General features: G+C 61.1%; 13 protein-coding genes, 1 pseudogene and 1 riboswitch. Of the genes and pseudogenes, 7 read left to right on the top strand and 7 right to left on the bottom strand.

Annotation, left to right across the window (positions count from 1 at the left end):
* Position 1: 1 nt before the first annotated feature.
* Positions 2–622, top strand: coding sequence for a LysE family transporter (locus AC1DUP_RS28055; RefSeq protein ID WP_113310645.1), 621 nt, complete (start codon positions 2–4; stop codon positions 620–622).
* A gap of 15 nt (positions 623–637) precedes the next feature.
* On the opposite strand, the gene AC1DUP_RS28050 is transcribed toward AC1DUP_RS28055, so the two are convergent.
* The gene (locus AC1DUP_RS28050; protein WP_113310644.1) at positions 638–943 is read right to left on the bottom strand and encodes a flagellar basal body protein; all 306 of its coding nucleotides are present in this window, start codon (positions 941–943) and stop codon (positions 638–640) included.
* A gap of 124 nt (positions 944–1,067) precedes the next feature.
* A complete protein-coding gene (locus AC1DUP_RS28045) occupies positions 1,068–1,652 on the bottom strand; it encodes a TetR/AcrR family transcriptional regulator (protein ID WP_113310643.1) in 585 nt (194 codons plus the stop codon).
* A 135-nt stretch (positions 1,653–1,787) separates the two neighbouring features.
* On the opposite strand from AC1DUP_RS28045, the gene AC1DUP_RS28040 reads away from it, so the two are divergent.
* Positions 1,788–2,756, top strand: a complete 969-nt coding sequence (locus AC1DUP_RS28040; protein WP_113310642.1) for an SDR family NAD(P)-dependent oxidoreductase — start codon at positions 1,788–1,790, stop codon at positions 2,754–2,756.
* A 275-nt stretch (positions 2,757–3,031) separates the two neighbouring features.
* Here the strand turns inward: AC1DUP_RS28040 and AC1DUP_RS28035 are convergent, their stop codons facing one another.
* The 4 genes from AC1DUP_RS28035 to gcvT form a co-directional block, all read right to left on the bottom strand.
* Positions 3,032–3,277, bottom strand: coding sequence for a DUF982 domain-containing protein (locus tag AC1DUP_RS28035; protein ID WP_477836044.1), 246 nt, complete (start codon positions 3,275–3,277; stop codon positions 3,032–3,034).
* Positions 3,278–3,415: 138 nt separating this feature from the next.
* Positions 3,416–6,280, bottom strand: a complete 2,865-nt coding sequence (gcvP, locus tag AC1DUP_RS28030) for an aminomethyl-transferring glycine dehydrogenase (RefSeq protein ID WP_113310641.1) — start codon at positions 6,278–6,280, stop codon at positions 3,416–3,418.
* Positions 6,280–6,642, bottom strand: coding sequence for a glycine cleavage system protein GcvH (gene gcvH, locus AC1DUP_RS28025; RefSeq protein WP_113310640.1), 363 nt, complete (start codon positions 6,640–6,642; stop codon positions 6,280–6,282). Before gcvH ends, gcvP begins: the two co-directional genes overlap by 1 nt.
* A 24-nt stretch (positions 6,643–6,666) precedes the next feature.
* Positions 6,667–7,803 carry a glycine cleavage system aminomethyltransferase GcvT gene (gcvT, locus tag AC1DUP_RS28020; protein WP_113310639.1) on the bottom strand — a complete coding sequence of 379 codons (1,137 nt, stop codon included), beginning with the start codon at positions 7,801–7,803 and terminating at the stop codon, positions 6,667–6,669.
* Positions 7,804–7,958: 155 nt separating this feature from the next.
* Positions 7,959–8,050: riboswitch (glycine riboswitch) on the bottom strand.
* A 231-nt stretch (positions 8,051–8,281) separates the two neighbouring features.
* On the opposite strand from gcvT, the pseudogene AC1DUP_RS28015 reads away from it, so the two are divergent.
* Positions 8,282–8,737 (top strand): annotated as a pseudogene (locus tag AC1DUP_RS28015) (copper chaperone PCu(A)C); the annotation flags it as partial.
* A 65-nt stretch (positions 8,738–8,802) separates the two neighbouring features.
* Here AC1DUP_RS28015 and AC1DUP_RS28010 read toward each other — a convergent pair.
* Positions 8,803–9,066, bottom strand: coding sequence for a hypothetical protein (locus tag AC1DUP_RS28010; protein ID WP_113310638.1), 264 nt, complete (start codon positions 9,064–9,066; stop codon positions 8,803–8,805).
* A gap of 120 nt (positions 9,067–9,186) precedes the next feature.
* Here AC1DUP_RS28010 and crcB point away from each other — a divergent pair, with 120 nt between their 5' ends.
* The 4 genes from crcB (at position 9,187) to AC1DUP_RS27990 (ending at position 12,089) form a co-directional block, all read left to right on the top strand.
* The gene (gene crcB, locus AC1DUP_RS28005) at positions 9,187–9,564 is read left to right on the top strand and encodes a fluoride efflux transporter CrcB (RefSeq protein ID WP_113310637.1); all 378 of its coding nucleotides are present in this window, start codon (positions 9,187–9,189) and stop codon (positions 9,562–9,564) included.
* Positions 9,565–9,660: 96 nt separating this feature from the next.
* Positions 9,661–10,650 carry an RluA family pseudouridine synthase gene (locus AC1DUP_RS28000; protein ID WP_113299397.1) on the top strand — a complete coding sequence of 330 codons (990 nt, stop codon included), beginning with the start codon at positions 9,661–9,663 and terminating at the stop codon, positions 10,648–10,650.
* A complete protein-coding gene (locus AC1DUP_RS27995) occupies positions 10,647–11,294 on the top strand; it encodes an HAD-IA family hydrolase (protein WP_113310636.1) in 648 nt (215 codons plus the stop codon). Before AC1DUP_RS28000 ends, AC1DUP_RS27995 begins: the two co-directional genes overlap by 4 nt.
* A gap of 9 nt (positions 11,295–11,303) precedes the next feature.
* Entirely contained in the window at positions 11,304–12,089 is a 786-nt protein-coding gene (locus AC1DUP_RS27990) for an ATP12 family chaperone protein (RefSeq protein WP_113310635.1), read from the top strand.
* Positions 12,090–12,096 lie beyond the last annotated feature (7 nt).

Genomic DNA, 12,096 nt, shown 5'->3' with positions numbered 1-12,096 from the left:
AATGCTCCTTCTGTTCCTGAAAGGCGCCCTGCTGGGCGTCATCATCACAGCGCCGCTTGGGCCTATCGGAACGCTCTGCATCAACAGAAGTCTCGAGAAGGGCTTCTGGTTCGGCTTTTCCGGCGGGCTGGGGACGGCATTGGGAGACGCGAGTTATGCACTGGTCGCAGTGACGGGGATTGCGGTCTTCTCCGAAACCATGTCGATGGCCACCATTCCGCTGGCACTTGGCGGCGGGCTGATGTTGTTGTGGCTCGGCTTTCGGGGACTGAAGAACAAAGGGAAGATGAAGGCGGCGAAGATCGATGCGGCCGACTTCCTGCACACGACCGTCTCGACCTTTCTGCTGACCATTTCCAATCCGGCGACAATCCTCTCCTTCGGGGCGCTGTTTGCCGGGCTTGGCCTGACCGAGGAGACACGGCGCTTCAGCTCGGCTGCCATCGTGTCGGGCGTTTTCATGGGATCGCTGCTCTGGTGGTTCTGCTTGAGCGGTGCCGTCAGTCTCGCGAGGGAGCGGCTGTCGGCCGATTTCGCGGCCAAGGTCGGCCGCGCGACGAGCTATATGCTGATCGCCTTCGGCGCGGTGGCGCTCGGTTCGGTGGCTTATTCGATCGTTTGAAAAGGTGAGGTGCGATCAGTCGCGCTTGATGCTCATCAGCACGTCCCAGAGATCGGCACCGGTCTCGAAGACCGCGGCATTCGCCTTGTAGCTCTGTTCGGTCTCGATCAGGTCGGTGAGCTCGGTCGCAAAATCCACGCCCTGATCCGTCGCGCTAACGCTTGCCCGAACGCCCGAGGGTTCGACGGACTGAAAGCTGGTGTTCAGGCGGCCATAGCCCGGCGTGCTTGCATTGGCGACGTTGTTGGCGATCGCGCTTGCGCGCGTCGTCTGCGCCAGCATTCCCGAAAGAGCCGTATGCGTGACTGCAGAAATGCTCATCGACCGTTTCCCTGTTTCCGGACCTCCACGGTTTTACCGGCAAGGGTTTAGGGAAAGCTGAACGGTTTCGGTTAGCGAAAGGCGAGGGGGCCTGCGGCGGCTGTACCGGAACGGCACGTATGCCTCATCGACCGGGCCTCATACCTGCAATCAGGATATCGATAAGCTGCCGTGCCGCAACCCGCCAAGCCGGGCCACAGCTGATGCTCGCGCCACCGGCAAGTGCCCGCAGAAGATCGAGCGGGTCCATCGTCAGGCGGATTTCGCCGGCTGATGTAGCGCGGTCGATAAGCAGATGGATGGCGTCGGTGATCGGGGTAACAGAATCAGCATAGAGCTCGGACGTGCCTCCAACAAGCGAATCCAGCAGCTCGGACATGCCGTGTTTCGTCACGACATAATCAACGAACTGCACCAGCCACAGGCGGAGCGCTTCAACAGGTGGATGCGTTTCAGACAGGCTCCTGGCCGCAGCGGCAAGCTGCGTCGTCTCGTTGCGATAGACGGCGGAAACCAGCGCATCGCGCGTCGGAAAGTGGCGATAAAGCGTTCCGATGCCAACGCCGGCTGCGCGGGCAATTTCCTCCAGACTGGCGCCGGAACCCTTGCCGGCAAACACGGTCTTTGCGGTTTCCATCAGCAAAAGACGATTGCGTTCGGCATCCGCACGCGGCTTTCGGACGGTGGACCCGTCACTTTTTCCGGCCATTTCCGAGAAGTCCCCTTGATAAACGGAGGTGCCCTCCGTATTTATCTGGAGGCATCCTCCTTTTATTCCATTAGAGGCCGGTGGGCAATGGTCCACCAGCCCGGAGCGGTGCGTCCATTGATCTAGGAGATAATCATGAGTGGAGTTTTTGGCGCGAAATCGACTACGGATGAGGTGCTCGCCGGCGTCGATCTCAAGGGCAAGCGTGTTCTGGTAACCGGTGTTTCGGCCGGCCTCGGCGTCGAGACCGCGCGGGTACTGGCAGCCCACGGAGCACAGGTGGTGGGGACGGCCCGCGACCTCGAAAAGGCGAGGGCGGCCACGGATGTCGTGCGTGCCGATGCGGCCGATGGCGGCAGCCTTGATATCATCGAGCTCGATCTTGCTTCGCTCGCAAGCGTGCGGGCCTGTGCCGATGCGCTTATCAAGGACGGCCGTCCATTCGATGTCGTCATTGCCAATGCCGGCGTGATGGCGGCCCCCTTCGGCCGTACCGCCGACGGTTTCGAAACGCAGTTCGGCACCAACCATCTCGGCCATTTCGTGCTGGTCAACCGCATCGCACCGCTCGTCAAATCGGGCGGCCGTGTTGTGATCGTTGCATCGTCAGGCCATCGCATGGCGCCCTTCAGCCTCGACGACCTCAATTTCGAGAACAGGGCTTATGAACCCTGGGCGGCCTATGCGCAGTCGAAGACGGCTAACATTCTTTTTGCTGTGGAACTCGACCGGCGTCTCGGCGAGCGCGGCATCCGTGCTGTGGCGCTGCATCCCGGCGGCATCAGCACCGAACTCGGACGTCACCTTGACCCCGGCATGATCGAAGGCATGATGGCGCAGATCAATGCAGCACTCGCCGCCGAGGGCAAGCCGCCCTTCCAGTGGAAGACGATCCCGCAGGGTGCGGCTACCTCCGTCTGGGCAGGTTTCGTCGCTCCGGCTGATGTGGTCGGCGGCAGATATTGCGAGAATTGCCACGTTTCCGAAGTGACGGATGCCGCGATCAGCCCGATTTCCGAAGGCGTGCGTTCCTACGCGCTCGATCTCGAGACGGCCAGGGCATTGTGGGCCAAAAGCGAGGATATGGTCGGCGAGCGCTTCTAAAGCATGTCGCGCCAGGAGCGTCTTTTCCCTATGCCGGATATGACGTTCGCAAACTCGTTGCTATGAGACTGACAAAGGAGAAGGGCGCCCGGTACAGGGGCAGGCAACCCTTCTCCTGCTGGTTTTGCAGTATCCAGCAAAGATGATTACGCAGCGAACCGAAATTGGTTCACCGTTCCCAATGAAAATTCCGAAAAGTCTGGCGGCTTTCTTTCATCGTCGGGAATGCGTCGTCGCGTATTATCCATCTGCGGCTCTCGGCCAACAGCCGCAATTCACGCCTTGATATCGAGGCCCGCTTCGACTGCAGCGGCGATGAATGCCTTGCGCGCATCCTCACCGGTACGCTTGCCCTTGATGACATCGGCGCAGACCAGCAGTGCCTGGTCGAGTGCGGCACCATCTTCCGTCGGCCAGTCCTCGATCATCGCCCAGGAAGCCGCCTGGGTATTGTCGATGGTCTCATATTGGCCGGGCTCTTCGAGGGCGACGAGCACAGGCTTCGACCAGGGCGCCTGCATTCTTGCTTCGCTTTGATCCTGAGACATGGTGTGACCTCCTTCGTGTATTTCTATCAGAATTAGGAAAGCCCCTCCCGTGAAGGAAGGGGCTTTGATTGTCCAGCCCTTTGCTTGCGCTTCGGGCGTCCGGCCTGAGCTTTACTCAGCAGCCTCGGCGTAAGCCTCGACCGGCGGGCAAGTGCAGATCAGGTTGCGATCGCCATAGACGTTGTCGACGCGGTTGACCGGGGACCAGTACTTGTCCACGCGGAAGGCGCCGGGCGGGAAGCAGGCCTGTTCGCGCGAATAGGGGCGATCCCATTCGCCGACGAGGTCTTCCACCGTATGCGGGGCGTTCTTCAGCGGGTTGTTGAGCTTGTCCGAACGTCCCTCTTCGATGTCGCGGGCTTCCTGACGAATCGCCAGCATCGCTTCGCAGAAGCGGTCGAGTTCGGCCTTGGTCTCGGATTCCGTCGGCTCGATCATCAGCGTGCCGGCAACCGGCCAGCTCATGGTCGGCGCGTGGAAGCCGCAGTCGATGAGGCGCTTGGCAACGTCATCGACGGTCACGCCGCAGCTGTCGACCAGCGGACGGGTATCGATAATGCATTCATGCGCCACGCGGCCGGCAGCCGACTTATAGAGCACGTCGTAAGCGCCCTTCAGGCGAGCCGCGATATAGTTGGCGTTGAGGATCGCCACCTTGGTTGCCTGCGTCAGGCCTTCGCCGCCCATCATCAGGCAGTAGCTCCAGGAGATCGGCAGGATGGAGGCCGAACCGAAGGCTGCTGCCGAAACCGCGCCCGAACGACCGTCCGTTTCCGGATGACCCGGCAGGTGGGGCGCCAGATGAGACTTGACGCCGATCGGGCCCATACCGGGACCGCCGCCGCCATGCGGGATGCAGAAGGTCTTGTGCAGGTTGAGGTGCGAGACGTCAGAGCCAATGTCACCGGGACGGGACAGGCCGACCATGGCGTTCATGTTGGCGCCGTCAAGATAGACCTGGCCGCCATGCTGATGCACGAGATCGCAGATTTCCTTGACGGTTTCCTCGAACACGCCGTGCGTCGACGGATAGGTGATCATGCAGCAGGACAGATTGTCCGCATACTGCTCGGCCTTGGCGCGGAAATCGTCGAGGTCGATATCGCCGTTTTCGCGAACCTTGACGACGACCACCTTCATGCCGACCATCTGGGCCGAGGCCGGGTTGGTGCCATGCGCCGAGGTCGGGATAAGGCAGACGTCGCGGTGACCCTGGCTGTTCGCGATGTGGTAATTGCGGATGGTCAGCAAGCCTGCATATTCGCCCTGTGCGCCGGAATTCGGCTGCATGGAGAAAGCGTCGTAGCCGGTGACGGCGCAGAGCTTTTCCGTCAGGTCATCGATCATTTCGCGGTAGCCCAGCGCCTGGTCGGCCGGCACGAAAGGATGGATGTCGGAAAATTCCGGCCAGGTGATCGGCAGCATTTCCGCTGTCGCATTCAGCTTCATCGTGCAGGAGCCGAGCGGGATCATCGAGCGGTCCAACGCCAGATCGCGGTCGGAGAGCCGGCGGATGTAGCGGGTCATTTCGCTCTCGGCGCGGTTCATGTGGAAGATCGGATGCGTCAGGTATTCGCTCGTGCGCAGCAGATCTTTCGGCAGGCGATAGGACGGCTCGAAATCGGCGATCTGGAAATTGCCGCCGAAGGCACGCCAGACAGCCTCAAGCGTTGCCGGACGCGTGCGCTCGTCGAGCGACATGCCGATCTTCGTCTGGCCGACCTTGCGCAGGTTGACGCCTTCGGCGACGGCCGCGCGCAGGATGAGGCCCTGCATGTGGCCGACATCGACGGTGATCGTGTCGAAGAAGGTTTCCGGTTCAACCTTGTAGCCGAGCTTTTCCAGACCCTTGGCCATCAGCACGGCCTTCTGATGGACCTGCTGGGCAATTGCCTTGATGCCCTTCGGGCCGTGGAAGACGGCGTACATCGAGGCCATGACGGCGAGCAGAACCTGCGCGGTGCAGATGTTCGACGTCGCCTTTTCACGGCGGATATGCTGTTCGCGTGTCTGCAGCGACAGGCGGTAGGCGCGGTTGCCGCGGGCATCGACGGACACGCCGACGAGACGGCCGGGCATGGAGCGCTTGATGGCATCCTTGACCGACATGTAGGCGGCATGCGGGCCGCCGTAACCGACCGGAACGCCGAAGCGCTGCGAGGAGCCGATGGCGATATCGGCACCCATTTCACCCGGTGACTTCAGAAGCGTCAGCGACAGGATATCGGCGGCGACGACGGCGATGGCGCCCGTCTGGTGCAAGCGGGAGATCAGGCCGGTGAAATCGCGCACATGACCATGGGTGCCCGGATACTGGAAGATCGCGCCGAAGACATCGACAGGATCGAGATCCTTGAAGGGGTCGCCGACGATGACGCTCCAGCCGAGCGGCTCAGCACGGGTCTTGATCAGCTCGATCGTCTGCGGGTGGCAGTCGGCATCGACGAAGAATGCCTTGGCCTTCGACTTGGAGACGCGTTCGGCCATGGCCATGCCTTCGGCAGCAGCCGTCGCTTCGTCGAGCAACGAAGCGTTGGCGACATCGAGGCCGGTCAGGTCGCAGATCATCGTCTGGTAGTTCAGGAGCGCTTCGAGGCGGCCTTGCGAGATTTCCGGCTGGTATGGCGTGTAAGCCGTGTACCAGGCCGGGTTTTCCAGGATGTTGCGCTGGATGACCGGCGGCGTGATGGTGCCGTAATAGCCCTGGCCGATCAGCGAGGTCAGAACCTTGTTCTTGTTGGCGGTTTCGCGCAGCTTGTCGAGCGCCTCGCGCTCCGTCATCGGTGCGCCCCAGAGGAGCGGCGCCTTCTGGCGGATGGCGGGCGGCACGGTTGCGTCGATCAGCGCATCGAGGCTCTTGTAGCCGATGACGCCGAGCATATCCGACATTTCAGACGGCGAGGGGCCGATATGACGACGGTTGGCGAAGTCATAAGGCTGATAGTCGGTGAACTGGAATTCGGTAGGCGTCGTCATTACGCAGTCAGCTCCTTATAGGCTGCTTCGTCGAGCAGGCCATCGGCATCGGAGAGGTTCTTGAGCTTGAGCTTGAAGAACCAGCCAGACCCTTGAGGATCGGAATTGACGAGCGACGGGTCGGCGACAATGGCCGGATTGACTTCGACGATCTCGCCATCGAGCGGACAATAGACATCCGAAGCAGCCTTGACGGATTCGACTGTCGCAGCATTGCCATCCTTGGAGAAGGTAGCGCCGACTTCAGGCAATTCCACGAAAACGAGGTCGCCGAGCTGCTCGACAGCATAGGTGGTGATGCCAACGGTCGCGACATCGCCTTCGAGCTTCAGCCATTCATGTTCAGCAGTAAATTTCAGCATGGAAAAATCCTCTCGCAATAAGGGTCAGCGTTTGTAGGTCGGCGTGATGAAGGGAAGGGCAGAGACTGTGACGGGCAGGTACTTGCCGCGCACTTCGGCATAGACCTGCGTGCCCGCTGCAGCGTGGGAAACCGGCAGGTAGCCCATGGCGACGGGGCCTTCGACGGAAGGGCCGAAACCACCCGAGGTGACTTCGCCGATCTCGGTCTTGCCTTCGGCATCGGCATAGAGCTTGGCATGGCCGCGCACAGGCGCCTTGCCCTCGGGCTTCAGGCCGACGCGCTTGCGGGAAACGCCATTGTCGAGTTCGCCGAGAATGCGCTCAGCACCGGGGAAACCGCCGGCGCGGGCGCCGCCCGTACGGCGAGCCTTCTGCATTCCCCACTCGATGGCGGCTTCGACAGGCGACGTGGTCGTGTCGATATCGTTGCCATAGAGGCAGAGGCCGGCTTCGAGGCGCAGGCTGTCGCGCGCTCCAAGGCCGATCAGCTCGACATCGGGATGCTCGAGCAACCGGTTGGTGACATCCTCGGCCTTGTCGGCGGGAATGGAGATTTCGAAACCGTCCTCGCCGGAATAGCCCGAGCGCGAGACGAGACAGGAAACGTCGTGCAGGCGGCAGTGGCGTACGTCCATGAATTTCATGGCGGCGACATCGGCCCAGAGTTCGGCGAGCACGTCGACGGCGCGTGGGCCCTGCAGGGCGATCAAGGCGCGGTCGAGGACGGTGATCTCGCAGGTATCGGAGAGATGCTTCTGCAGGTGCGCGAGATCGGCTTCCTTACAGGCAGCGTTGACGACGACGAAGAGGTGGTCGTCGAGATGTGTAATCATCAGGTCGTCGAGGATGCCGCCGTTCTCATCGGTGAAGAAGCCGTAACGCTGGCGTCCCTCGGCGAGGCCGAGGATATCGACGGGCACGAGGCTTTCGAGCGCAAGCGCCGCATCCTCATACGTGCCGGACTTCGCCTTGATGATGACCTGGCCCATGTGAGAGACATCGAAGAGGCCGGCGGCAGTACGGGTCTGCAGATGCTCCTTCATGACGCCGGCAGTATATTGCACCGGCATGTCATAACCTGCGAAGGGCACCATGCGGGCGCCGAGCGACAGGTGCAGCGCGTGAAGCGGGGTTTTCTTAAGGGCAGCAGTATCGTCCAAACGACGCCTCCGGGGTTTGCGCCGGATATTCCGGGCGCGGGCTCAAAACTGAAGGCGCGGTTGCGCCTTGTCTCCTTGAGCCCCCTCTGTCCCTGTGCCTGAGATTGTTATCCCTTCGGCGGGCGTTTCGAGAACGCCTCTCTCCAGAGTTCCGTCTGCCCCTTGTGGTCCTTTTGCCTGAGAGTTTCCGGGGCGGTTGCTCCTTCGGCACCGGCATCACGTACCGGCTTCTCCCAACAAGGTTGCGGCAATTATCCGGGGGCGGCGGGCCTTGGCAAGCGAAATGTCGTAGCTGCACAAATTTTTGTCGCGGCTCAAAGAAGCCGGTTGCGATGCGTGGCAAATGGGCTTTTGCATTTGCGGGCAAAATTGGCTAACGCGACGCAAAGCGAGGAGATATTCGATGAACATTGTCAGGACGTTTGGTTTTACAGCTTTCCTTTGCGCTTGCGGCTTCGCCGGATCAGCACTCGCACAGGATCATCATGACATGAAGGGCATGGATATGGGCAGCATGGGCTCCATGAGCATGTCTACAGGTGGTGACGTGGTGAAGGCTGGCGATCTCGAAGTCTCCGGCGGTTTTGCCAAGGCGATGCTGCCCGGCCAGCCTGTCGGCGGCGGCTTCTTCACCGTGAAGAATAATGGCTCTGCCGATGACCGTCTCGTCTCGGTCACGTCGCCCAATGCCGGCGAGGTGCAGCTTCACGAGATGGCCATGAAAGACAATGTCATGAGGATGCGTGAACTGAAGGACGGAATCGCCATTCCCGCCGGCCAGACCGTCGAGCTTGCGCCCGGCAACCTGCATCTAATGTTCCAGAAGGTGAAGACGCCCTTCAGGCAGGGCGACAAAGTGCCTGTTACCCTGACCTTCGAAAAGGCCGGCAAGGTCGACCTGGTGCTGAACGTGCTGTCGGCACAGGGCAAATAAGCGGTGAAAAACAAAAAAGCCCGCGACAATGCGCGGGCTTTGCTCCTCCCAGCAAAACTTAAATCTCAGACATCCTCATAAGACTGCAGGGCCTGCTGCAAGCCGGCCTGCGGCTGGCGATACCCCTTGGTCATCAGATCGAGCGCAACTTCGGTATTCTGGATGATATTGGTAGATTCTTCCCGATCGTCGCCGCTCGGACTGAGCTGGCGTTCCGCAATCTTGCGAGCTTCGCGCGCGGCCGTGCCCGTCGCCACTCGCTGCGGGATGCGCAGGGAATCGAAAGCGAAGGCAGCGGTGTTCGCGGATATGGAAACAAGCTGTGTCATGCGCCTGTCATACCGGGACGATCTTCGCGTTCGGCTTAAGAAAATCATTCGCATTTTACCGGATGGTAAGAATTCTGCAGATGCGATTGGAATCAGGACGGAATCGCAATAAACCGGGGCATGTTCCAGGCTCTGCTCGTCGCCGTCGGCGGCGCAATCGGTTCACTTCTGAGATATTATGTCGGCCTGGGCTCCCTGCGGCTCATGGGGCCTGGCTTTCCCTGGGGAACGCTTGTCGTGAACGTCGTCGGCTGCTTCATCATCGGTGTCTTTGCCGAGATGATTGCGCGCCGTTTCAACGCATCGGTGGAGCTGCGTCTCCTGCTGATCACGGGCTTCCTCGGCGGCTTCACCACGTTCTCCGCCTTCTCGCTGGATGCGATCTCCCTCTTCGAGCGCGGCGAGGTTTTTGCCGGCGGCATCTATATCGCAGCAAGCGTCGGGCTTTCGATGATGGCCGTCATGGCCGGCCTCGGCCTGATGCGCGTACTGCTCTGATTTCGATTCCGATTTCCGTTTTGTGAAAAATGCTCTAAAGGCAGCGGCAAGAGAGGCGCCGGCTTCGATCGCGCCCGTATTTTCCGAAAGATATCCATGGCAGGCATAGAACACATCAAGGTGGAGCCCGATGAAGCGGGCATGCGGCTCGACCGCTGGTTCAAGATCCATTATCCGGGGCTTGGCTTCGGCCCACTGCAGAAGCTGCTGCGCTCCGGCCAGGTGCGCGTCGACGGCGGCCGCGTCAAATCGGATGCCCGTGTGCAGCCCGGCCAGATGGTGCGCATCCCGCCGCTCGATGTCGATGCCAAGCTGAAGGGGCCGATCGCCGGCAAGGATCTCAAGCATTCGAGCGATTTCGAGCTTTTATCCCGCATGGTGCTACATGAGGACGAGAAGGTCATCGTCCTCAACAAGCCGCCAGGGCTTGCGGTGCAGGGCGGCTCGGGTGTTGCAAGACATATCGACCAGATGCTCGAAGCCTGGACCAGCCCGAAGGGCGAGAAGCCGCGCCTCGTGCATCGCCTCGACCGCGATACATCAGGCGTGCTCGTCATTGCCCGCACGCGGGGTGCTGCCCAGAAGCTGACCGCCGCCTTCCGCGAACGCGACACCAAGAAGACCTACTGGGCGCTGGTCAAGGGTGTACCGCGCAAGCACGAGGACAGAATCTCGACCTGGCTCGTCAAGGAGCCGACGGCCGACGGCGACCGCATGCGCATCGCCAAGCACGGCGAAGACGGCGCCGATCATGCGATTTCCTTCTACCGCGTGCTGGAGACGGCGGCGCAGAATCTCGCATGGCTGGAGATGGAACCCTATACGGGGCGTACTCACCAGTTGCGCGTCCATGCGCTGCATATCGGCCATCCGATCATCGGCGATCCGAAATATTTCGACGACGATATAAACTGGCCTTTCCCCGGAGGCATCCAGAAGAAGCTGCATCTGCACGCACGCCATATCGATATCCCGCATCCCGCCGGCGGGCGCCTGCGCGTCAGCGCACCGCTGCCGCCGCATATGGTGCAGACCTGGAACCTTCTCGGTCTCGACCTTGCCGGCGCTGAGAGAGACGACGAATGAAACTCGCGCTTTTTGATTGCGACGGCACGCTGGTCGACAGCGCCGGGCTGATCCACGAAACCATGCGCCGCACCTTCGAAAAATTCGGCAAGGCAGAGCCGCGCTTTGAGGATACCAAGGCGATTATCGGCCTGTCGCTGGATATCGCCATTGCCCGCATGCAGGGCAAGCAGCATGTCGAGCAGCAAGACATCGACATGACGGCGCATTACAAATCGCTGTTCTCGGTGGTGCGGCAGGATCTCGACTACCGGGAGCCGCTGTTTGCCGGCATTCGAGAGATGATCGATGCGATCAGTGGGCGCGAGGATCTGCTGATCGGCGCCGTCACCGGCAAGTCCCGGCGCGGGCTAAAGCTTGTGGCGGAAACGCATGGTTTCAACTTCATCGTATCGCGCACCGCCGACGATTGCCCCTCCAAGCCGCATCCGGCCATGGTGAGCGAATGCTGCGATGAAACCGGCATCGTTGCCGCCGACACCATTGTCATCGGTGATGCGATTTACGATATGCAGATGGCAAAGGCTGCCGGCGCCAAGGCGATCGGTGTTGCCTGGGGCTATGCCAGCGTGGATGAACTGATCGCCAATGGCGCCGATGCGATCGCCTATCATCCGAATGAGATTTTGCGCCATTTTTCCTGAGGTGAGCCCATGCGCGACCTGCTGAACGACCTTTCCGAAGACCTGAGCCATCCCGATCCGATCCGCCGTGCGCAGATCCAGATGAAGAAGCCGCTGCCGAAGCGCTTCTATCAGGCGGTTTCCACTGCACCACACGAAGATGGTTTCGCGATCGAGCTGGACGGCAAACTCGTGCGCACGCCGGCCCGCCAGATACTGGCAGTGCCGAGCGAAGCGCTGGCAAAGCTCGTCGCTGCCGAATGGGACGCACAGAGTGAGGTCATCGATCCCTCGCTGATGCCGATGACGCGTCTTGTCAACACGGCGATCGACGGCGTTGCGACCGACACGCAGGCCGTCTTCGAGGATATTCTGCGCTTTTCATCGAGCGACCTGCTCTGCTACCGCGCCGACGACCCGCAAAAGCTGGTCGAGCGACAGACGGAGCGCTGGGATCCGGTGCTCGACTGGGCAGCCGCCGAATTCGGTGCGCGCTTCATCCTCGTCGAAGGTGTGATGCATCACGAGCAGCCGCGCGAGGCGATCGCCGCCTTCGGTTCGGCGCTGCGCCGGCATGACAGCGCACTCACGCTCGCCGCTCTCCACACGATGACGACGCTAACCGGTTCGGCGCTTCTGGCGCTTGCGATTGCCGAAGAGCGGATCACGCCAGACGAAGCCTGGTCGCTCGCCCATCTCGATGAGGACTGGACCATCGAGCATTGGGGAAGCGACGAAGAAGCCGAGCAGCGCAGGGCCAAGCGTTTCGAGGATTTCAAGGCCGCAACGGATGTTTTTTTCGCGCTAAGGGCCTGAATCATAT

The organism is Rhizobium sp. 01L419 (genome assembly GCF_056400025.1).
Note: the sequence above shows the minus strand (reverse complement) of the source record. Positions and strands in the feature narration are given on the sequence as shown.

Coding starts and splice junctions, on each gene's coding strand:
- AC1DUP_RS28055 (WP_113310645.1), top strand. CDS start 2: ATGCTCCTTCTGTTCCTGAAAGGCGCCCTGCTGGGCGTCATCATCACA.
- AC1DUP_RS28050 (WP_113310644.1), bottom strand. CDS start 943: ATGAGCATTTCTGCAGTCACGCATACGGCTCTTTCGGGAATGCTGGCG.
- AC1DUP_RS28045 (WP_113310643.1), bottom strand. CDS start 1,652: ATGGCCGGAAAAAGTGACGGGTCCACCGTCCGAAAGCCGCGTGCGGAT.
- AC1DUP_RS28040 (WP_113310642.1), top strand. CDS start 1,788: ATGAGTGGAGTTTTTGGCGCGAAATCGACTACGGATGAGGTGCTCGCC.
- AC1DUP_RS28035 (WP_477836044.1), bottom strand. CDS start 3,277: ATGCAGGCGCCCTGGTCGAAGCCTGTGCTCGTCGCCCTCGAAGAGCCC.
- gcvP (WP_113310641.1), bottom strand. CDS start 6,280: ATGACGACGCCTACCGAATTCCAGTTCACCGACTATCAGCCTTATGAC.
- gcvH (WP_113310640.1), bottom strand. CDS start 6,642: ATGCTGAAATTTACTGCTGAACATGAATGGCTGAAGCTCGAAGGCGAT.
- AC1DUP_RS28010 (WP_113310638.1), bottom strand. CDS start 9,066: ATGACACAGCTTGTTTCCATATCCGCGAACACCGCTGCCTTCGCTTTC.
- crcB (WP_113310637.1), top strand. CDS start 9,187: ATGTTCCAGGCTCTGCTCGTCGCCGTCGGCGGCGCAATCGGTTCACTT.
- AC1DUP_RS28000 (WP_113299397.1), top strand. CDS start 9,661: ATGGCAGGCATAGAACACATCAAGGTGGAGCCCGATGAAGCGGGCATG.
- AC1DUP_RS27995 (WP_113310636.1), top strand. CDS start 10,647: ATGAAACTCGCGCTTTTTGATTGCGACGGCACGCTGGTCGACAGCGCC.
- AC1DUP_RS27990 (WP_113310635.1), top strand. CDS start 11,304: ATGCGCGACCTGCTGAACGACCTTTCCGAAGACCTGAGCCATCCCGAT.